The sequence below is a fragment of the Clostridium sp. genome (assembly GCF_051278035.1).
Taxonomy (GTDB): domain Bacteria; phylum Bacillota; class Clostridia; order Clostridiales; family Clostridiaceae; genus Clostridium_AD.
The window spans coordinates 1-22768 of record NZ_JBNMNU010000065.1 but is presented as its reverse complement, the minus strand read 5'-3'; the positions used below and the strand labels follow the sequence as shown (position 1 = coordinate 22768).

20 protein-coding genes are annotated in these 22768 nt (G+C 32.1%); 17 read left to right on the top strand and 3 right to left on the bottom strand.

Annotated features, from left to right (window positions below):
• The 10 genes from ACJAX4_RS11290 to ACJAX4_RS11245 all read left to right on the top strand — a co-directional run.
• Positions 1-1578: flagellar biosynthesis protein FlhA (locus tag ACJAX4_RS11290; protein WP_435789561.1), on the top strand; the 1578-nt coding region annotated here is incomplete at its 5' end.
• Complete coding sequence (gene flhF, locus ACJAX4_RS11285; RefSeq protein WP_435789560.1) at positions 1575-2837, top strand: flagellar biosynthesis protein FlhF; 1263 nt, start codon at positions 1575-1577, stop codon at positions 2835-2837. The genes ACJAX4_RS11290 and flhF, both read left to right, overlap by 4 nt.
• Entirely contained in the window at positions 2831-3694 is an 864-nt protein-coding gene (locus ACJAX4_RS11280) for a MinD/ParA family protein (protein ID WP_435789559.1), read from the top strand. The genes flhF and ACJAX4_RS11280 overlap by 7 nt, the downstream gene beginning before the upstream one ends.
• A 12-nt stretch (positions 3695-3706) precedes the next feature.
• Positions 3707-4351 (top strand): flagellar brake protein, encoded by a 645-nt coding sequence (locus ACJAX4_RS11275; protein WP_435789558.1) that lies wholly within the window; start codon positions 3707-3709, stop codon positions 4349-4351.
• 12 nt (positions 4352-4363) lie between these two features.
• Positions 4364-5092 (top strand): FliA/WhiG family RNA polymerase sigma factor, encoded by a 729-nt coding sequence (locus ACJAX4_RS11270; RefSeq protein WP_435789557.1) that lies wholly within the window; start codon positions 4364-4366, stop codon positions 5090-5092.
• 36 nt (positions 5093-5128) lie between these two features.
• Positions 5129-5590, top strand: coding sequence for a DUF6115 domain-containing protein (locus ACJAX4_RS11265; RefSeq protein ID WP_435789556.1), 462 nt, complete (start codon positions 5129-5131; stop codon positions 5588-5590).
• 56 nt (positions 5591-5646) lie between these two features.
• Positions 5647-5790, top strand: a complete 144-nt coding sequence (locus ACJAX4_RS11260) for a hypothetical protein (RefSeq protein ID WP_435789555.1) — start codon at positions 5647-5649, stop codon at positions 5788-5790.
• On the top strand, positions 5787-6569 hold the full coding sequence (locus ACJAX4_RS11255) for a flagellar hook-basal body complex protein (RefSeq protein ID WP_435789554.1): 783 nt from the start codon (positions 5787-5789) through the stop codon (positions 6567-6569). The genes ACJAX4_RS11260 and ACJAX4_RS11255 overlap by 4 nt, the downstream gene beginning before the upstream one ends.
• Positions 6570-6597: 28 nt before the next feature.
• The gene (locus tag ACJAX4_RS11250) at positions 6598-7395 is read left to right on the top strand and encodes a flagellar hook-basal body complex protein (protein WP_435789553.1); all 798 of its coding nucleotides are present in this window, start codon (positions 6598-6600) and stop codon (positions 7393-7395) included.
• 90 nt (positions 7396-7485) lie between these two features.
• Positions 7486-8247 carry a hypothetical protein gene (locus ACJAX4_RS11245; protein WP_435789552.1) on the top strand — a complete coding sequence of 254 codons (762 nt, stop codon included), beginning with the start codon at positions 7486-7488 and terminating at the stop codon, positions 8245-8247.
• Positions 8248-8316: 69 nt separating this feature from the next.
• Here ACJAX4_RS11245 and ACJAX4_RS11240 read toward each other — a convergent pair whose 3' ends face one another.
• A complete protein-coding gene (locus ACJAX4_RS11240; RefSeq protein ID WP_435789551.1) occupies positions 8317-9960 on the bottom strand; it encodes a putative manganese-dependent inorganic diphosphatase in 1644 nt (547 codons plus the stop codon).
• Between the two features lie 263 nt (positions 9961-10223).
• Here ACJAX4_RS11240 and ACJAX4_RS11235 point away from each other — a divergent pair, with 263 nt between their 5' ends.
• Complete coding sequence (locus tag ACJAX4_RS11235; protein WP_435789563.1) at positions 10224-12800, top strand: calcium-translocating P-type ATPase, PMCA-type; 2577 nt, start codon at positions 10224-10226, stop codon at positions 12798-12800.
• 123 nt (positions 12801-12923) lie between these two features.
• Here the strand turns inward: ACJAX4_RS11235 and ACJAX4_RS11230 are convergent, their stop codons facing one another.
• Positions 12924-13343: a hypothetical protein gene (locus tag ACJAX4_RS11230; protein WP_435789550.1), complete on the bottom strand. Its 420-nt coding sequence runs from the start codon at positions 13341-13343 to the stop codon at positions 12924-12926.
• Between the two features lie 191 nt (positions 13344-13534).
• Here ACJAX4_RS11230 and ACJAX4_RS11225 point away from each other — a divergent pair, with 191 nt between their 5' ends.
• Complete coding sequence (locus ACJAX4_RS11225) at positions 13535-15829, top strand: AAA family ATPase (RefSeq protein WP_435789549.1); 2295 nt, start codon at positions 13535-13537, stop codon at positions 15827-15829.
• 70 nt (positions 15830-15899) lie between these two features.
• Here ACJAX4_RS11225 and ychF read toward each other — a convergent pair whose 3' ends face one another.
• On the bottom strand, positions 15900-16997 hold the full coding sequence (ychF, locus tag ACJAX4_RS11220; RefSeq protein WP_435789562.1) for a redox-regulated ATPase YchF: 1098 nt from the start codon (positions 16995-16997) through the stop codon (positions 15900-15902).
• Between the two features lie 304 nt (positions 16998-17301).
• Between ychF and mraZ the strand changes: the two genes are divergently transcribed.
• The 5 genes from mraZ to ACJAX4_RS11195 form a co-directional block, all read left to right on the top strand.
• Positions 17302-17730: a division/cell wall cluster transcriptional repressor MraZ gene (gene mraZ / locus ACJAX4_RS11215; RefSeq protein ID WP_435789548.1), complete on the top strand. Its 429-nt coding sequence runs from the start codon at positions 17302-17304 to the stop codon at positions 17728-17730.
• A gap of 14 nt (positions 17731-17744) precedes the next feature.
• Positions 17745-18677, top strand: a complete 933-nt coding sequence (gene rsmH, locus ACJAX4_RS11210) for a 16S rRNA (cytosine(1402)-N(4))-methyltransferase RsmH (RefSeq protein ID WP_435789547.1) — start codon at positions 17745-17747, stop codon at positions 18675-18677.
• Between the two features lie 27 nt (positions 18678-18704).
• Positions 18705-19190, top strand: a complete 486-nt coding sequence (locus tag ACJAX4_RS11205) for a hypothetical protein (protein ID WP_435789546.1) — start codon at positions 18705-18707, stop codon at positions 19188-19190.
• 52 nt (positions 19191-19242) lie between these two features.
• Positions 19243-21438 carry a stage V sporulation protein D gene (locus ACJAX4_RS11200; RefSeq protein WP_435789545.1) on the top strand — a complete coding sequence of 732 codons (2196 nt, stop codon included), beginning with the start codon at positions 19243-19245 and terminating at the stop codon, positions 21436-21438.
• Positions 21439-21646: 208 nt separating this feature from the next.
• A partial coding sequence (locus ACJAX4_RS11195) for a UDP-N-acetylmuramoyl-L-alanyl-D-glutamate--2,6-diaminopimelate ligase (protein WP_435789544.1) occupies positions 21647-22768 on the top strand: 1122 nt, incomplete at its 3' end.

Sequence of the window (22768 nt, the reverse complement as noted above, 5' to 3'; positions counted from 1 at the left end):
ATAACTGAAGAAGATGCAAGGGAGAGAAGAACAAAACTCCAGGATGAAGCTAGTTTTTATGGAGCTATGGATGGAGCTTCCAAATTCGTAAAGGGAGATGCTATAGCTGGTATAATTGTTACTATAATTAATATTTTTGGTGGGATAATTATAGGTGTTGTAATGCTTGGAATGCCAATTTCCGAGGCTGCTTCGACTTATGTTAGGCTTACAGTTGGGGATGGTCTTGTAGGGCAGATCCCGGCGCTTTTAATATCGGTTGCGTCTGGTATTCTGGTTACAAGATCTGGTAGCACTACAAATTTAGGAACTCAAATAACTTCGCAGCTTACTGCTTTCCCAAAGGTTATTGCACTGGCATCAGTTGTATTGTTAGTTTTGGCTGCAATTCCAGGAATGCCTCACCTTGTTTTTATAGTACTATCTATAATTACCGCAACAAGTGCATATTTTCTCTTTAAGGATGAAAAAGATCAGAAGATAAGTAGAATAGAAAATGATGAACAAGAAAATTACGAAACTGAAAATAAAGAACCGGAAAATGTAATGAATCTTATTTCTGTGGAGCCTATGGAAATAGAAATAGGATATGGACTCATTCCCTTAGCAGATGAAGCTACAGGAGGGGATTTACTTCAAAGAATTGCCTCGGTAAGAAGGCAGTGTGCACTAGAGATGGGAATAGTTGTTCAGCCCATTAGAATTAAAGATAATTTGCAGCTTAAAACAAATGAATACGTAGTTAAAATTCGCGGAACTGTGATTATTAAAGGTGACTTAATGCCGAGTATGCTTCTATGCATTGATCCAAGTTCAGAAGATATTAATATACAAGGTATTCAAACCATTGAACCAACCTTTGGACTGCCTGCAGTGTGGATAAATAATGACCAAAGAGAAGATGCAGAGATTAAGGGACTCACAGTGGTGGACCCAACTACAGTAATGGTAACTCATTTAACAGAAACTATTAAGAGTCATGCCTTTGAACTGTTAGGTAGGCAAGAAACTAAGATTCTAATTGATTCCGTAAAAGAGAAGTATGATACAGTAGTTGATGAACTAATACCAGATCTTATGACTATTGGTGAGATACAAAAGGTTCTTCAAAGCTTACTTAAAGAAAAAGTGGCTATAAAGGATATGGTTACGATTTTAGAGTCATTAGCAGATAATGCTAGGATAACTAAGGATATAGAAGTACTAACGGAATATGTGCGTTTTTCACTTGGAAGAAGTATTTGTAATTCACTTGTTGATGACAATGGAAGTATAACAATCATGACGCTTTCCCCTGAAGTCGAAAATGTTATTTCATCAAATATACAAAAATCCATACAGGGGTCTTTTCCAGCAGTAGATCCAGATACTACAGGTAAGATATTAAATTCTATAAAAAGCAATCTTAGCACAATATATTTTCATAATAATCAACCGGTAATACTGGTATCTCCAAAGATAAGACCCGCATTTAGACGACTTATTGAAATGGTATTCCCTAGTATTACAGTGCTTTCCCTTAATGAGATACCAAATGAAGTGGAGATTAAAACTGAAGGAGTTGTGGCTCTACAATGATTATAAAGCGATATGTAGTGAGTAATATGAATGAAGCTATGACAAGAATAAGATATGAACTAGGCATGGATGCGGTGATTATAAGCCAAAGAAAAATCCGTAAACCGGGAATAAAAGGTCTATTTTCTCCCAAAAATGTTGAAGTAACAGCTGCTATTGAAAATGAAATAAATACAGAAGAGAAAAATGTAAAAGATAGCATTGAAGCAATTAAGAAAGTTGTGCTAAAGGAAAATGAAATTATTCCTAAAAAACCTATAGAACCTAAAAAACCTATAGAACCTATAGAACCTATAGAACCTATAGAACCTATAAAACCAGCTGATGAGAGCAGTGATAAGTACTCAGAACACTTAATGGATGAAATGAAAGAAATGAAAATTATGCTTAATAAGCTAGCGAATTCTAATTCGCTCGCAAATTCTAATTCGCTATCAAGTCCTGGTATACAGGAAAGTGCTAGTATTAATGAGCCTAAAAGCTCAATCGCGCAATTACTAGAAGACAATGATGTAGATGGGATAAATATTGATTGTATATTGAGGAAAATAAAGGAATTTGAAGTAGAACCAAGTGGATCTATGTCAAACGAACCAGAAATTACGGAAATTCAAAAGGCAAAGATTGTGTTAAAAGATATGATTAATGTTACTAAACCTGAACTTCAGGGTAGAATAGTTCTGGTAGGACCTACAGGCGTAGGTAAAACTACAACTATTGCAAAGCTTGCAGGTAGGCTTGCCCTAGTTGAGAAAAAAAAGGTAGGATTAATTACCGTAGACACTTATAGAATCGGTGCAGTAGAGCAGTTAAAAACTTACGCAGACATTATGAATATACCTTTTAGCGTTGTATACAATATGAATGATATGGATAAGGCAATTGAAGGGATGAAGGATTGTGAGGTTATATTAATTGATACTACAGGACGTAGTAGTAAAAATAAAATGCAAATTTCTGAACTTCGAACATTTGTGGAAAAGGCTGACACCGAAAATGTTCATTTAGTGTTAAGTTCTACAACAAAGAACAAAGATCTTAAATTTATTATTGAAGGATATCAAATTTTACATTATAATAGTATAATAGTAACTAAATTAGACGAAACTTCCACCTATGGTTCCATACTTAATATATTAGAACTTGCGAATATCCCTTTAAGTTTTGTGACAACTGGTCAAAATGTACCTGATGACATAAAAGAATTATCTGAGGATAAACTTGTTAGTCTTATATTAGGAGAGGATACCATATGCTAGATCAAGCACAAAGACTCAGACAAATGGCGGTTCAAAGTGATGATAAAAGTGGCATAAGCAGACCCAGAATTATAACTGTTACCTCTGGTAAAGGCGGAGTAGGTAAAAGCAATATAGTAGTAAATATATCTATTGCACTTCAAAAGATGGGTAAGAGGGTCATGATTTTTGATGCAGATATTGGAATGGGAAATGATGATATTATAATGGGATGCTCTTCTAAATATAGTGTTTTTGATGTTATAAGTAAAGGAAAAGAAATTCAGGATGTAATGCTCACTGGACCTTTTGGTGTGAAACTTCTTGCGGGTGGCTCAGCACTTACAAAAGTTGAGGATTTAACCGAATCTGAAAGAAATTCATTTTTAAATAAGCTTTCAGCTTTAACAGGGTTTGATTACATAATAATGGACACAGGTGCTGGTGTAAATAAGAGTGTTTTGGGATTTATTGCTTGCTCAGAAGACTTAATAATAATAACGACTCCAGAGCCTACTTCACTAACTGATGCATATAGCCTGCTTAAGGCTGTCAAACATTTTAACATTAAAAACTATGCTAAGGTTATAGTGAATAGATCATTAGATAATAAGGAAGCGGACATGACATATAACAAATTTAATAGTGCTGTTAATAAATTTCTTGGAATGAAGCTAGAGTATTTAGGCAAAATAGGTGAAGATAAGAAACTAGCATATGCAGTAAGATCGCAACAGCCAGTAATTATAGCTTATCCAAATTGTGAAGCAGCTCAGGATATAAAAAGAATTGCAATGAAAATTGAGGGTACTAGCCACAAAACAAGTGGTATTGGGGTAGAAGGTTTATTTAAGAAAATCTTCAGTATCTTTTCATAAGGGGTGGGGGCAGTGAGTAAAGTAGATTTTATAATAAACAAGAAGTTAGAAATACTAGTTGGGGAGAAATATTTTAAAAGTAATATACAAGATATAGCAGAGAATTATATAGCAATCAGCATTCCGGTTAATTCAGGAGAATATCTTCCACTATCTAAGGGAACTTTGGTAGATGTAATTTATTATGAAGAAGATAATCTTTATAAATTTAAGTCAGTAGTCATGGGTCGTAAATTTGAAAATATACCTATTTTACTTATATCAAATCCTAAGGAAATAATAAGAATTCAGCGAAGGAAGTATGTTAGAGTACCGACAATAAGTACAGTTAAATATACAAACCTTAAAAATGATCCAAAGACAAGACCTAGTTCGATAGAAAATAGCAAATATTTGCAGGCTATATTACTAGATTTAAGTGGTGGTGGAATGAAGATTAAGATATCAGAAGAAGTTAAGCTCAGCCAATATCTTTTACTATGTTTAACTATTAATAATGAAGACATACTTATAGTAGGACAAGCGAAGAGAATTATAAAAGATGATGATGGTAGATTTAATTGTGGACTTAGTTTTGAATTCGTAGATAGCGCAACTCGTGAAAAAATTATTAAGCTCATATTTCAACTTATGAGGGAACAGATGAAAAAAATTTAGGGAGGCGTAGATATGTCCATAGCAAGTGCAGCTTCTGCACGAGAGCAAATTGTGAAACAACATATACCTCTAGTTAAATATATTGCGTCTAGAGTAATAATTGGTAAAACTAAATATGTTGAATATGAAGATTTAATTAGTTATGGTATGCTGGGACTTATGGATGCACTTGGGAAATTTGATGATACTAGAGGTATGAAGTTTTCAAGTTATGCGTCAATAAGGATAAAAGGGTCTATGATTGATGAGCTCAGGAGAAATAGCCCTATATCTAAAGGTGCTATGGATAAGCTTAATAAGTACAATAGAGCTATTGAAAAGCTACAAAAGCACCTTTATAGAGAACCCACAAATTGTGAAATAGCAACCGAATTAAACATTACAATTGACGCGGTTGCAGACATTGAGAACACTATAAATTATATATCCATAGTTTCACTCGAAGATTTAATATTTTCTGATGATGATGACATGCCGCTTAGTGGTACTATAAAAGATGATAAGAGTCCAAGTCCAGAAAGAACATTAGAAGAAAAGGAGCAAATTGAGTACTTAGCGCTAGGGCTTGACCACCTAAAAGAAAAGGATAAATTAGTTATAACATTATATTATTATGAAGGGCTTACTTTAAAAGAAATAGGAAATATTTTTAGTGTGTCTGAATCAAGAATTTGTCAACTGCATAGCAGGGCAATTATAAATCTAAGAAAAGCTCTCGCAAAACTTAAATATGAAATATGAAGTAATATTTAAATTATAAAAATTGGAGTGAATTATATGCCATGGTTATTATTTTTTATTGGATTAATTCTTATAATATTAAATGTCTTAGCTATAAAAAAACAAAATAGGTCCTTTAATGGAGTTCTAGGAAACGCTATGGGAAATATTAATGATGAGGATATTAGAATAGGGGAACTTAGACGAGAATTTTCTGAAAGTATTTTAGAGCTTCAAAGCGAAATAATGGATATGAAAAGGATTATGGGGACATATATAGAATTAAATAAAGGTAATGAAGTACAAAAAAGCAATGAATCATATAAAGAAGATAATGAGATTATGCACACTAAAAAAGAAACAATAATAAATGAGCCTAGTATTAGTAGTAGTAATAGTGAAAAAATCCATAATATAACGAAATTGTTTGCGGAGGGGTTCTCTGAGGACTATATATCAGAAATGTTACATTTAGGTAAGGGGGAAGTGCTATTAATAAAGGATTTATATATAAGATAAAGAAAATAATAGACTTTCTGAGTGATAGAAAAATACTAATAGGCATAGGTATAGGTATGATTTTATCAACTGTTTTATTAAGTGGTGCAAAGATAAATTATGAAATGAGCAAAGGAAAAATCGAAATAAAAGCCAAGGGATATGGAATGCGTTATCCTGATGAAATTCCAATTATTACTAATAAGGATGTGGGAAAATGATTAGAGGGCTTTATACAGCAGTTACAGGACTCATAACAGGAGAAGCTAAACAAAGTGTAGTAACTAATAATTTAGCGAATTCTAATACAACAGGTTTTAAAAGTGAGAATCTTTCTATCAAATCATTTGATGATGTACTAATACAAAATTACGACAAACAAGTAAACGGCGTAAATACTAAAAGTACTATTGGTTCTTTAAGTATGGGAAGCGAAATAGATGATGTAAAAACATATTTCTCACAAGGAATGCTAGAAACAACTGATAAGTCTACAGATTTTGCTATTGAAGGAAAAGGATTTTTTACAGTGCAAAGCGATAATGGCATTGAGAATAAAAATTATTATACTAGAAGTGGTGATTTTCATATTGATGGAAGTGGATATTTAGTAACGGATAGTGGAGATAAGGTGTTAGGTAAAAATAAACTAACAAATGCAAACGAACCAATATTTGTAGGTGATGGTAAGATGCTCTCGGATAAATATGGGAATATAAAAGTTAACGGTGAAAACAAATATAAGCTTAATACTGTAGACTTTGAAGATTATAAAGGCATGAAGAAAATTGGAGATAATTTGTTTGAAGGAGCAAATCCAATCCAAAATGCTAATGTTACAGTTAGGCAAAATGCATTAGAAAAATCAAATGTAAATGTGACAAGTGAAATAGTAAATATGATGACAATTATGAGGAATTTTGAAAGTAACCAAAAGGTTGTACAATCTATAGATGAAACACTTGGAAAAGCAGTCAATGAAGTTGGTACAGTAAGATAAAAATTACAATAAGGGTGGTGAGACAAATATGTTAAGACTTTTACAGAATAGTCGGAGTTCTATGATGGCTCAACAGCAAAAGCTGGATTGCATATCAAATAACATAGCAAATGTAAATACCAACGGCTATAAAAAAATAAATGGTAAATTTAAGAATCTAGTCTACGAATCTCTTGATAGAGCGGGATATCCTGTATCTTCCGATAGAGAGGGTAAAGCTATACTACAAAATGGTACTGGTGTTAGGCTAGGGGAATTGACGCGAGATACTTCACAAGGAAATCTTGCAACCACAGGTGTTCCAACAGATTTAGCTATAGATGGGTCAGGATATTTTGAAGTGGTTCAAGCAGATAATAGCAAGGCTTATACAAGAACTGGTGATTTTTCAACGGATGCAAATGGTTCTATTGTTGACCCAAAGGGAAATAGGCTTAGCATAGTTAATGATGCTGGCAATAATATTAATACAGTAGATGGGCCTTATAAATTTGAAAGAAATAATTTTAATGTGGATTCAAAAGGTCTTGTATCCATAAAAGATGCCACAGGTGATTTGGCTGTAGGCAAAATAAAAATTTCAAATGTTATTGGTGATAATTCAATGCTTTCTATAGGGGATGGTCTATTTATGACAAAGCCTGGTTCTGAGGCTATTGATAGCAACGAGTATTCTATTATGCAAGGGTTTTCAGAACTTTCAAATGTAGATATTACAACAGAAATGACCCAAATGCTTGTTACTCAAAGAGCTTTCCAACTTAGCTCTACTACTTTAAAAACTGCAGATGAGATGTGGCAAATGGCTAATAACTTGCGAAGGTAGATAAATATATATTAAAATAGTTTTAATTGAAGAGAATCCCTCATATATTATTATTAAAGTCTGTAATAATATGAAATAGGAGGGATGAACTTGGGAACAGGATATGTAATTGGATGTTTAATTAGTATATTACTCTGGAAACTTGATAGGCAAGGTCTAGTGTATCTTGTTAATAAAAAATTAAGAAAAAAGGTTAGAAACCGTTATGCGATACAATTTTTATATTTTTGTGCTGCAATTGCTATATACATGGTGCTTTTTATTATGAGCAACAATGAGATATACAATGCTATCACAGCTTTTGTAGTATTAGATATAAGTAATACAGAGAGAAAAAATATAAATAACACTGAAAAAAAGCATTTTTATGACACTATGTCAACGATATCTAGAGCACTAGTGTGTGGATTTATTGCACCACTATTTTATATTGTAATCCTTGGTAACGCTGCAGCTATTGTATTTACGTTACTCTACAATATTAGCTTTGATGATGACTTAAGTATAATAGGTTCAATTATAGCTATAGCTACTATAATTCCATCATTAATATCCGCGGGATTCTTATATATAATTTATATATTAAAGAACCGAAATTTAAAAGTGAAATTTAAAGGTGATTATATTAGAAATCTTTTGAGGATACCTATGTTAAATGTAGATATATTAGCTGCCTATATAGAATCTGTTAATTTTTATTACCATTATAATGGTAATAACATGCATTACCTAAAATGCTATGGGGACTATAACAACAAGATTGACAACGGTTGCATTAAAAGCTATTTAAGTATTAGTTATTCTATATGTTTCATAATTTTTGCAACATTTGTGGGAGTGTATTTATTATAGAACATACAAAATGGAAGCATTTATTGTTTAAATAAATGCTTCCATTTTTGTGCTTTTATATTACATAAATTAGTTTACCTTATTTATTGCTTCTGTAATAGGTGGTATAACTTGTTTTTTTCTTGAAACTAGACCAGGAATATATACTCCGTTATCACTTAGAGTAACATTAAAGGCTTTAGCGACAATGTCCTTATGTTCCCCTGCTGTTATTAATGTTGAACCGCCATTTAGTATATCGGTTAGCATTAGTAAAACCACGTCAAAGCCACTGTCCTTAGCTTTTTTGTTCATTAAACTTATCATGTCCTCTTTCATTGGTTCAAACCCTTCAATATACATTGTACCAACTTGTGATACTCCTATTTTAAAATTATTAAGAGTAAAAACTTTAAAGTCTTGGTAAAAAATTTCCTTAGCAGTTTTACCCTCTAGAGATGTACCCGCTTTAAACATTTCTTTGGCGAACTCTTCTATGTTTAAATCAGCAATTGTAGATAACCTCTTTAATATAAGTTTATCTATTAAAGTTGAAGTAGGGGACTTTAGAAGGAGTGTGTCAGAAATAATTGCTGCACATAAAATACCCGCTGCTTTTCTAGAAGGCCTAATTCCATTTTCAAAGAATATTGATGCAATGATTGTTGATGTGCTTCCTACAGGTTCATTTCTGAAATATATAGGGGTACCAGTTTGTACATCAGCGATTCTATGATGGTCTATTATTTCTAATAGTTCAGCATCTTCAAGTCCCGGTACTGATTGGGTTTTTTCATTATGATCTACAAGAATGACTTTTTTTCTATTTTGAGATATTAAATGATATCTAGATACTGAACCAACAACTTTATTGTTTTCATCAATGACTGGGTAACTTCTATACCTGGTTTCAAGCATAATATATTTTATCTCATCAACAAAATCTTCTGTATGGAAGCTTAAAACATTTTTTTTAGTCATAACGTAACTGATAGGGATACTTTGAGTTATAAGCCTTGAAGCTGTGAATGTATCAAAAGGAGTTAACACAACTGTACATTCATTAGTTTCAGCTAGTTCAATAATTTCATCCGTGGGAGTATGATTTCCAGTAATTATTAAAAGAGAAACTTTAGATGTAATAAGTAAATGCTGGGAGTCTTCTCTATCTCCACATATAGCAATGTCTCCAGGTTCTATTACTGCTTTTGTACTATCTGGATGCATAGCAGCTACGATAATCTTTCCGGTTATTTTAAAAGGTATGTCTGGTTTGTACACACATTTTCCTGATAGAGTATCTAAAATGTTTTCGAGAGTAGTATTGCTTTTGGCAAGAATAGAATTATCCCAAATATCTAGATAGCTTGCAGCGAGATTTGAAACAGATGCGACGCCAGCTAACCTATCATTTTCATCTATAACTGGTAGAGTCTTTATACTGTTTTTTTTCATAATAGACCAGGCCATTTTAAGAGAAATTTCGGGTGAAATAGGAGCTACAATGTCAATGTCTAAATCGGAAATCTGAGTCTTGACTGTAGTTACAAGTTTCGGTTCCTCTACATTAAAATAATTAAGAATAAATTGCGTTTCACGATTAATTTCTCCAAGTCTTATAGGGAGTGCAGGGATTTTTCCGGTTTTATTTTTAAACTCTGCATAGGCAATAGCAGCACAAATAGAATCTGTATCTGGATTTCTATGCCCAGTAATATAAATAATATTCTTCACGTTTGTTCCTCCTAGTTGCTTATTCGCATTCATTGTTAGTATTAGTTTATAATGAAATGCCCATATTGTAAAGAAAAACCCAATATTACTAAAATAACCTGCTATATATTTTTTCATATGTAAGTAAATCAATACATATATTATTAGAGCATAAAGAATATATTAACTTTAGGGTAGCGTATCTTTTAGTAAAGGGTATCTATGTCAGTAGAGTATAAGGGGGAATTTAGGTGAGAAATGAAAGATTGTCGAATAATTATGCAGTGGATAAAGATAAGCCGAAAGACTCTGCATATGATAGTAATTCCGAGTTTAGTGGACTTACATCGCAGCAGGCTGAAACTAGAATTAAAAAATACGGATTAAACAAATTAGAAAATAAAAAGAAGATATCCCCTGTTCGTATATTCTTATCACAGTTTAATGATTTTATTACATGGGTACTAATAGCCGCAACATTGATTTCAGGACTTATGGGAGAAAAAGCGGATGCTATAACTATATTTATTATAGTTATAATGAATGGGGTACTTGGTTTTATTCAAGAGTATAAAACTGAAAAGTCCTTAGAGGCACTTGGAAGGCTTGCAGCACCAACTGCTAAAGTTATTAGAAATGGTGGAGTGGCTGTAATAAATGCTATATATTTAGTGCCTGGTGATTTAGTGATTTTAGAAAGTGGGGATAGAATTCCGGCGGATTGTATTTTGGTACAAGATAATAATGCGATGATTGATGAATCACTACTTACTGGAGAGTCTGCTGGAGTAAACAAAAGTTCTAGGAGTGACAATAATAATATTTTTATGGGAACAATACTTCTTACAGGAAAAGCTACAGCAAAAGTCATAGCAACTGGTATGAAAACAGAAATGGGAAAAATAGCTGATATGCTTCATAGCATCGAAAATGAAAGGTCACCACTAAAAGAAAGACTAGAACATCTTGGGAAAATATTAGTTATACTTTGCATAACGATATGCATAATTGTAACTGTAATGGGTATCTGGCGTGGACAAGATGTATATACGATGTTTTTACTAGGGATAAGTTTAGCAGTAGCTGCAATACCAGAAGGCCTAACTGCTATAGTTACAGTTGCACTAGCACTCGGAGTATCTAGAATCCTTAAAAGAAAAGCATTAATCAGAAAGCTACCGGCAGTTGAGACGCTTGGGTGTACATCTGTAATATGTACTGATAAGACAGGAACATTAACTCAAAATAATATGACAGTAAAGGCTTTTTATTTTAATAGTCGCGTTCACTATGTTGATAAGGATAAAATACCATTAAATTTATTGATGAAAAAAGCCTATACATACTGTAATGATTGCAACTATGATTTTAATAAAGGTGATATGGAAAAATGCTTGTTCGGTGATCCTACAGAAACTGCATTAATTAAAGCTTATTTTGTTAAGACCAAGGAGCTTAATGAATTTTTAAAAAAAACCAGACGGGTATATGAAATCCCTTTTAATTCAACAAGGAAAATCATGTCAGTCGTTGTTAGTGAAGAGGGGAGGGAAGTTTGTTATGTGAAGGGGGCCCCTGAAAGAGTTATAGAAAAGTGTAATTATATATATATTGACGGATTAGTGCAGCCTATGCTTCCGAGTTATAAAAATTCGCTATTAAGGGCTGTAGAAACTATGTCTTTTAAGGCATTAAGGTGCATTGCATGTGCCTATAAGGTATCGGATATTACAAAAAATGAAAATTTAGAGTCTAATTTGATATTTCTAGGCGTTGCGGGCATAATTGACCCGCCTCGTCCAGAAGTTAAAGAGGCAGTTTTAAAGTGTAAAATTGCAGGTATAAAACCTGTAATGATAACAGGTGATCATAAAAATACAGCTTACGCTATTGGGAAGGAATTAGATATATGTAAATCTCAAAGTGAGGTTATAACGGGAGAGGAGCTAGACCGATTAAGTGATAAGGCACTAGACAAAACTATTGATGATTTTAGAATATTTGCAAGAGTAAGTCCAAAGCATAAGCTCAGAATAGTAAAAGCATTTAAACATAAAAATTATATTGTTGCCATGACTGGAGATGGTGTAAATGATGCCCCAGCTATAAAGGAGGCAGATATTGGAATTGCTATGGGTATATCTGGAACAGATGTAACCAAAGAGGCAGCTGCCATGATTCTTTTAGATGATAATTTTGCCACAATAGTTGCTGCAGTTGAAGAGGGTCGTGTAATATATGACAATATAAGAAAATTTATAAGATACTTATTATCCTGTAATTTAGGAGAAGTGCTTACTATGTTTTTGGCTTCCTTATTTTATTTAGATAATCCTTTGCTTCCAATTCAAATTTTATTTGTTAATTTAGTTACAGATGGGCTTCCTGCCATTGCTCTTGGAGTAGATCCTGCGGGCAAGGGTATTATGACCCAAAAACCTAGGGAAAAGAATGAAAGTGTATTTTCAAGAGGGCTTACAGAAAAGATTATAATTCGTGGAGGGCTCATTGGTGTATGTACAGTTTTAGCATTTATTGCAGGTAAATATTATGGTATGAGTATCGATGCGTGTAGAACATTGGCCCTAGGGACACTAGTTTTATCTCAACTTATACATGTATTTGAATGTAGATCGGAAAAACAATCACTGTTTGAAATTAATCCATTTACAAATTTATACCTAATCGGAGCAGTAGGAATATCAATACTTATGCTCCTGTGCATTGTGTATATCCCTTTTCTTCAGAATGTATTTAGTACAATACCTCTTAATTTTGGCCAATGGCTAATTATTTTATTTTTCTCAGGTATTATCTCTTTCATAAACAGTTTATATCTATATCTAGTACACAATCATTAAAGTAGGAGCACTATAAATAAAAAGCTTTATTTATAATAAAGAGCTTTATTTATAATAAAGAGCTTTATTTATAATAAAGAGCTATATGACAAAGTAAAATATAACTTTGTCATATAGCTCTTTTTATTTTAAATGTTTATCGGCTCTTACTCTTTGAACTTTTTGAGGAGCAGCATTTCCCTTGATTGGAACTAGATCCTTCTTTGTTGTTAAATTTCTAATGTTTACAACTTGAATTTGTTCTCGGTGTTCTTTTCCTTTTTTGCCCTTCATCCCTTGGATTATAACAGACTGTCCTTGAAGTATAGAAATAAAGTGAATTTTTTTAAACCAACGTCTTTTCTTAAATACGCATCTAGCAATAGATTTACTTCCGTCTGCTTTCACTAAGATAGTTACCATTAATTTATAAAATATTTTAAAGTAACTCTTTTCCTCTACTTTGACAGATAGAACTCTACCTTGTGTTTGAGTAAGCCTATCACCATATCTTTTCATATAAGCATTTGTATAACTATTAGTTAATTTGTCTTTTAACCCCATAAATATTACTCCTTTTCAATAAAAATTATAAAAAATTAAAAAAGTCAATAAATCAATTATATCTTATCTTGTAATCAAACTCAAGTATTAAAAATGTTCTATTAAAATATTTAGCTCATAATGATAATATTTGTTCCTAAATTTGTGATATAAGAATATTAATATAATAAAGGATTGGGAGGAGGCGGAATATGAAGAGGGAATTAGCTCCAAGTGAAATTATTTACGAATTTGATATTGCTGATATTAGACTTAAAGACTCCTTAGATGTTATGCCACAGTATTTGGATGTAATAGAGAATATTAAAACCGCTCTAAGTATAGATAAAGAGGGTTTTAATATTTATTTAATAGACGACTTTTCAAAAGAGGCTCTTAATGATATTGAAAAATATGTAAATGGTATTTTCGAGAATAGAAATAAACCAATGGATATTTGCTATGTTTTATACAAAGATGATAAATCTCCAAAGCCTATTTTTGTAAGTAATGGAGGAGGTAATAAATTAAAAAAGGTGCTCCAAGATATTCAAAATGAGTATTTAGAGTGTACATTTGAGTTTTATAACAATTCTATAAATAAAGACAAAGATGATATTCAAGATAATATTCAAAAGCAAAGGACTGAGTTAATAGCTAATTTAATAGATGCAGCAAAAGCAAAGGGGTTTGATATAAAATCCAGTAATAATGGATTTACATTCATTCCTTTAAGTAACGGGAAAGAAATGACTGAAAGCGAATATGACATCTTAGCAAAGGATAGAAAAGAGGATATTTTAAATACGGTAAATGATTTAAAAGACAAATCTAAGAAACTGTTAGAGGAATTAAAAGATATTGAAGAAAGAGATTTAGAGAAGTTAAAAAAAATAATGGAAGTATACTATAAAAATGAGATGACGGAATTAAAAGAAGAATACAAAAATATGTTTAATAAAGACATGGATGTACAAAATTATCTTGATATGGTATGTGATGATATTGAGAAAAAGCTTATGGATAACTATTCGCTAAGCTATGATGAGGATGAAGAGAAAATAAATGAAATTATATTTAAATATGGTGTTAACGTAATTGTTGATAATAGTGAAAATGTAGTTCCCCCAGTAATATTTGAGCAAGATCCTAACTTAATTAATTTACTTGGGAATATAGAGTATGAGAGCCACAAGGGGGTTTATACATCAGATATAGAATTTATAAATGCTGGAAGTATGATAAAAGCAAATGAGGGATGTTTAATAATTAGAGCTAATAGTTTATTAACCAACCCAGTTTCTTACCATTATTTAAAAAAAGCATTATTAACGGGCAAGGTTGATGTAGCTTACAGTAAAAATTATTATGAAATTGTCTCAGTAAATACATTGAAACCAGAACCCATACCGATTAGAGAAAAGATAATTCTAATTGGTGATTATGAGACTTATGACCTTCTTTATAATTACGATGAGGATTTCAGAAAATTATTTGCTATAAAAGCAGAATGTAATCAAATTCAAGATATAGACAGTAAACTCAAGAGCTCTTTGGTTTTTGAGATAAATAAAATTTGCACGGAAAATAATTTCATGCCACTTACAAGTGGCGCTATAAGGGAAGTAGCTAAGCTCCTATCGCGCAAAGCACAGAGTAGACAAAAAATATATTATGATAAATATGAAATAACTAAACTATTAACTCTATCAAACAATAATGTTAAAGGGACAAATAGACTAGAAATAAGTGAAGAGGATATAATTCGCGTAGGATATAAAACTGATTATATGGAAAAAGAAGTTCTAAAGAACTATGCTGATAATAAAATGCTCATTGAAGTTAAAAATAGTAAAATAGGCCAAGTGAATGGATTATCAGTAATTGATGCAGGATATTTTAGATTTGGAAAACCGTTAAAGATCACTTGTTGTTGTTATAAGGGAGAGGGGAACATTGTGGATGTTCAGAAAGAGAGCAATCTAAGCGGAAGTATCCATAGTAAGTCTATTAATATATTAAAGGGGTATATAAGTAATATTAATGGTGGATTTAGTAAACTTCCCGTAGATTTCCACTTAAGCTTTGAACAAATATATGGCAAAATAGATGGGGATAGTGCATCTGTTGCAGAAATAGTATGTATGCTTTCAGCTTTAAGTAAAATACCTATAAAGCAAAATATTGCTATAACAGGTTCTGTAAATCAATTTGGTGATGTTCAACCTATAGGGGGGGCTAATGATAAGATTGAGGGATTTTATGGTGTGTGCAAAATAATGGACACAATAGTAGGTAAAGGGGTAGTGATTCCACTATCCAATGCTGGTGACTTAGTTTTAAATGATGAAGTTGAAAGAGAAATTAAAAACGGAAACTTTCATATATACACTATGTCATCTATAGAAGATGCAGTGGATATATTGATGGGGGATGCTGAAACTGATTTCCAGGGAGTAATGACAGCTATTAATAAAGAACTAAAAAAATATATCACTAAAAAATAGTAGAGTTATAGGCAAAAAGCAAGCAGGACACTTAAGTTGTCCTGCTTGCTTTAATTTTTTGTTATTCTATTTATACGTTAAATCTAAAGTTTACTATATCTCCATCTTGCATTATATATTCTTTACCTTCAAGTCTATATTGTCCTTTTTCCTTAGCTATAGCTTCAGACCCACATTCTACTAAACTATCAAATGAAACTATTTCTGCTCTTATAAAGCCTCTTTCTATATCAGAATGGATTTTACTAGCAGCAGCAGGGGCTTTAGTCCCAATGTGTATAGTCCAAGCTCTTACTTCTTGAGGACCTGCTGTAAGATAGCTCATGAGGCCTAGTAACTTATAACTTGCATGAATAAGTTTATCAAGACCTGATTCGGAAAGACCATATTCCTCTAAAAGTTCAATTTTTTCATCATCATCTAGAGAGGATAGTTCTTCCTCTAGCCTTGCACAAACTATCATTACTTCCGAATCAGTATTATCTGCATATTCTCTAACTTTTTTAACCATATCATTATCTGTATTGCCAGACATTAAATCATCTTCGCTAATGTTTGCAGCAAAGAGTACTGGTTTGGAAGTGATTAGAAAAAGAGTACTTATAAAAATAGCTTCTTCATCGTTAACATCAAGGGTTCTTACTGGTAAATTTGATTCAAGCTGCTCTTTTATTCTTTCCATAAGTGCATATTCGGTTTTTGCTGTTTTATCTCCAGACCTGACAAGTTTTACTGATTTCTCCATTCTTCGATCTAGTACATCAAGATCAGAAAAAATAAGTTCTAAATTAATAGTATCTATGTCTCGTAGTGGATCGATGCTGCCATCTACGTGTACTACATTTTCATCTTCAAAACATCTTACTACATGAACTATAGATTCTACTTCTCTTATGTGAGATAAAAATTTATTACCTAACCCTTCTCCTTTACTTGCTCCCTTTACAAGGCCTGCTATGTCATAAAATTCAATTGCAGTATGAATTATCTTTTTACTATTATAAATAGTTTGTAGCACGTCCAATCTTTTATCAGGAACACTAACAACTCCTACATTTGGTTCTATAGTACAAAATGGGTAGTTAGCAGATTCTGCCCCTGCTTTTGTTATTGCATTAAACAATGTGCTTTTTCCTACATTTGGTAAACCTACAATTCCTAGCTTCATATATATGTACATTCCTTTCTTACTCTTAGATTATTGACACCTTTTAAATTATACTCTACATATTGAATCATTTCAAGAAAGTAAATTTATACAATAGTTTTAGTGGGTTTTTTATGGTTTAAAATGTATTTAAAGTAAATTTATTTTAATATTATAAAAAAAGATTTTATTTATTTAAAAAAACAATAATAATTCTTTAAAATAAGAAGGAATTTTCATTTTTATATAGAATAATACTAAAAAGTGGTTTAGAATGGTTGGAAGTGGATTAAAGTGGAGTAATTTATAAGGTGGGGGCAATAAAATGTTTATAGGTGAATATCAACATGCAATTGATAGTAAAAACCGAATGATTATCCCCACAAAGTTTAGAGATGAACTTTCTAGTGAATTTATATTGACAAAGGGATTAGATGGATGCTTGTACATATACACTAAGAGCGAATGGTTAATAATGGAGGAGAAACTGAAAAAACTTCCATTAACTAGTAAGGATGCAAGAGCCTTTGTACGATTTTTCTTCTCAGGTGCTAATGAAATTACCATTGATAAACAGGGAAGGGCTTTGATACCACAAAATTTATGCGAATACGCAGGCATACAAAAGGAAATAGTAAGTATAGGAGTATCAACTAGAATAGAAATATGGGCAAAAGATAAATGGGATAAATATAATGACTCGGATATGAATTTTGACGAGATAGCAGAAAAAATGAATGAACTCGGCATTTAAAAGGAGATATAATAATGGAATTTAAGCATGTATCAGTTTTATTAAACGAGTGCCTTGACGCACTAAATATTAAAGAAGATGGAATTTATGTTGATTGTACACTAGGAGGTGCAGGGCACTCTTTAGAAATTTTAAAAAGATTATCCACAAAGGGAAGGCTGATTGGAATTGATCAAGATGCAGAGGCATTAAAAGCTGCAAAGGAAAATCTTAAAGATTATACTAACGTTACTTATGTACATGATAATTTTTATAATATTGAAGCAATATTAGAAAAACTTGATATAGGAAAAGTAGATGGTATTTTGATGGATCTTGGAGTATCTTCTTTTCAATTAGATGAAACAGAACGAGGGTTCAGCTATATGAGAGATGCGACTCTTGATATGAGAATGGATAGGAGTAAGGGGATATCTGCCTATGATGTTGTGAATAACTACAGTGAACAGCAAATAGGTGAAGTTATAAGAAATTATGGAGAAGAAAAATTTTCAAAAAGAATAGCCAATTTTATAGTGGATAGAAGAGTAGACAAACCAATAAATACTACTTTAGAACTTGTAAATGTTATAGATGCAGCTATCCCAGCAAAATACAAGAGAGATGGAGGACATCCAGCTAAGAGAACTTTTCAGGGTATAAGAATTGAAGTTAATGGCGAACTCACAATCCTTAACAAAGCAATAGAAGATGGAATACAAAGGCTTAAAAGTGGAGGGAGAATGGAAATTATTACGTTTCATTCACTTGAAGATAGAATTGTTAAAGTTAAATTTAAAGACTTGCATGATCCGTGTAAATGCCCAAAACAGTTACCTATGTGCGTGTGTGGTAAAACACCAATTGTAAATCTTATAAGTAGAAAACCTATAGTGGCAGGGGAGGAAGAATTAGAAACAAACAAAAGAAGTAGGAGTGCAAAATTAAGAGTTTGTGAAAAAATTTAGTTCTAAATTGTGGATGGGGTGAATAAATTGATAGTAGCAAAAAATACGCTTCATATGGATGGAAATACGGTATTATCACCAGATGAATCAATTAGAAAAAGTCGATATCATGATTTAGAAAGATCACGAAAACAGGCGGAACAAGCTAAAAGAAAAAAGGATATAGAAAACAAACAAAGTGTTCTTAAGAATATCCTTTTGGTTTTTATTATTGGAGTGGCTATTATTAGTAGATATTGTATGATCTATACTTACCAAGATACAGCTTCTAAGTCTAAAGCCCAGATACAAATATTAAATAAAGAAAATAGTGCATATAAAGTACAATTGATTAAGTTTAAAAATATAAATTACATTGAGAAAATAGCTCTTGGGAGACTTAACATGGTTAAACCACAAATCAGTGACGTTGAGTATATTAATCTAAGTAAGAATAATTTAGGTGTTAAAAGTGAGTTGCAGGTGAAAAAAAGTTCAACAATATTAGAAAAAATCAAAAGTATTATTTTTTAAATATGGAATAATTACCGTATAGTTTGTGCAGCAATATTAAGGAGGAACTAAATTGGCAAGAGGAGAGTATAGAGACAAAGTGATTGTCAAACGTAGAATGATTGTTGTCTTTTTCATACTATTTGTATTGTTTTTTCTATTAATTAGTAGGTTAAGCTACGTAATGATAGTTAAAGGAAAGGATTTAAAAGTAAGAGCGATTTTGCAGTGGACAAGTGATGTTCGTATTGCAGCAAGTAGAGGAAGAATTTTAGATAGAAATGAAAATGAATTAGTCATAAGCGCTAATGTTTTTCGAGTAGATTTAGAGCTTAACGCATTAAGACAAACTACGGAGAGAAACAAGTTAACTATGAAGGATATTGCCCCTGGACTTGCTGAAATACTTGATATGGAATCTGCAGATGTTTTATCTAAATTAACTGCGACAAATTCAAAGGGTAAAGCTATTGGAGGCGTAGGTCTTAAGAGAAGAATAGATAAGGAGATAGCTGATAAAATTATTGATTTTTCAAAAGAACATAATCTTCGCGGAATTGTTATTACAGGAGATACAAAAAGATTTTATATTAATAATAATTTCTTGTCAAATGTTCTAGGACATACTAATTCTGATGGAAAGGGATTAATAGGGGCTGAACTATATTATGATAAATATCTAGCAGGGACACCTGGAATAAAAATTACGGAAACTGATGCAAAAAGTGAAGATTTGGCTTATAAAATATCGGATTATACAATGCCAATTAATGGGAAGGATTTGATCCTTACTATTGATGAGAAGATTCAGCAATTTGTAGAGAAAGCAGCTGAGGAGGCTATGATTGATAATAAAGCGGCCGCAGTTAGTATTGTTGCAATGAACCCTAAAAACGGGGAAATATTAGGCATGGTTAATAAACCTGATTACAATCCAAATGATGCGTGGGACCTTACTAAGACCTTTGACGAAAATCAAAAGGCCTGGAGAAATCGGGCAGTAAGTGATACTTTTGAACCGGGTTCCATTTTTAAAGTAATAACGTCTATAGCAGCTATGGAAGAAGGGCTTGTTAAGGAAAGCGATAGATTCCAATGTAATGGTAGTAATGTAGTTTCAGGTAGAACAATAAGGTGTTGGAAAACTACAGGACATGGATCTCAAAATTTTGTGGACATTTTAAAAAACTCTTGTAACGTTGGGTTTATGGAACTTGGCAGAAGGCTTGGGCCAGAAAAATTAAATGAGTACATTTACAAGTTTGGACTTGGCAAGAAAACTGGTATTGATCTAAATGGAGAAGCTGCAGGAATAATCAGGAAAACTAAAGATATGACTCCCCTTGATTTAGCAGTAACATCATTTGGCCAAGGTGGAACACTATCTTGTATACAGTATTTAACAGCTTTTAATGCTATTGCAAATGGAGGTAAGCTTATAACTCCTCATATTATGAAAGAAATAGTAGAATATGATGACTCAAATGAAAAGCAAGTTTTTGAGGCATATTCAAATTATAATGAAAGAAGAATAGTAGATGAGGAAACTACAAAGCAGCTTAGATCGTACCTTGAACAGGTTATAGAAGCTGGTGGAGGTAAAAAGGCTTACATTGCAGGATACCATATTGCTGGAAAAACTGGAACTGCTCAAAAGATTAATCCAGCGGGACCTGGCTATCTACCACAAAAATATGTTTCATCTTTTGCAGGCATGGCTCCTGCAAATGACCCGCAAATAACTCTATTAATTAATATTGATGAACCAGACCCATCTAATTATTATGGTGGTCAGATTGCAACAGTTGTTGCAAAACAAGTTTTTAATGATATTTTTAATTATTTAGCACTTAATTCCGACGCTACTAGTGAAGAAATTACTAAAAGTTTACTTAAGGATGTTATTGTACCTGAGGTAAGGGGTCTTAAAATGGCAGATGCTAAAAAATTATTAAAAGAAAGTAATTTAAAAATGAAATTGAGTTCAGAGGGAGAAGTTATTACTGATATGACTCCGAAACCTGGATATACAGTTAAAGAAGGAACTGAAATTATTTTACACACGAATTCAAAAGTAGAATATGATAGTACTGTAATGGTTCCAAGTATTAAAGGAAATACCCCAGAGAAAGTTAAGGAACTATTAACTGGTCTTGGTCTAAAAGTAAAGTTTGTCGGTAGTGGTATAGCCTCTGAACAAGACCTAGAAGGAACAGAGGTTAAAAAGGGAACTACGGTGACGGTACATCTAGATATTATAGCTGATTAGTTAATATAGTGCTTAACTATATATTAGAGACATTAAAACAAAAACCGACAGGACTCAGCTTTGCTGAACTGTCGGATTTGCCATGTAAAGGGTAATAGTAGTATTATTGAAAATTTAGATATATAGTGTATACTATTCTTAAAAGAGGTTAGTAATTTAAATAAAACTAGAAATATAAAGCACGTGATGATTTAAGGGAGTGATAATTATGAAATTAGAAAAAATTATGGAGAATATTAAATTTGATTTAATTCAGGGCAATACGCATATGGAAATAATCTCAATTCAATATGACTCAAGAAAAGTCAAAACTGGAGACGTATTTTTTTGCATAGAAGGATATAATGTTGATGGTCATGAATATATACAAAACGCAATAACAAATGGTGCTGCTGCCATTGTATGCCAGAAAAATATAGAAGGATTAAAAAACTGTACAGTTATGAGAACGGATGATAGCCGAAAGGCACTTTCCATAAGTGCAGCTAATTACTATGGAAGTCCTAGTAGCAAGATGAAGATGATAGGTATTACAGGTACTAATGGAAAAACAACTTCAGCATTTATGATCAAAGCTATTTTAGAAGCGCAAGGGTATAAGGTTGGTCTTATAGGAACGATAGCAAATTATATTGACCAAGTAAAAATTCATACGCAGAGAACTACTCCAGAATCACTAGAACTTCAGGAGCTCTTTAATCAAATGGTAGATGCTAGTGTAGATTATTGTGTTATGGAAGTTTCGTCACACTCATTGTATTTAGATAGGGTATATGGAATAGAGTTCTGCGATAGTATTTTCACAAATTTAACTCAGGATCATTTAGATTTTCATAAAACCTTTGAAAATTATTTTGATGCCAAATTAAAGTTATTTGAAAATAGTAAAAGATCTATAATCAATATTGATGATACCTATGGTGAAAAGGCTTTTAGTTTAATTAAGAGTAGTAAATTAACTTTTGGACTTAATCAAAAGGCGGATATAAAGGCCAGTGATATAAAAATCAATTCAAGGGGTAGTAAATTCACTTTAGAGTATAGTGATAAATCTATTGAAATCGAACTTAAAATACCTGGAAATTATAATGTATATAATGCCCTTGGTTCTATAGCTGTGTGCATAAATCAAGGAATAGAGCTACAAGTAATAAAACTGGGGCTACAAGAAGTACAAGTGCCAGGCCGCTGTGAAATTGTAGGAGGTAATTATAACCTAGGTTTTGAAATAATTTTGGATTATGCTCATTCGCCGGATGGACTCGAGAATATACTTAAAACTGCTAGAGGATTTACAAAATCTAAACTTATAAGTGTCTTTGGTTGCGGT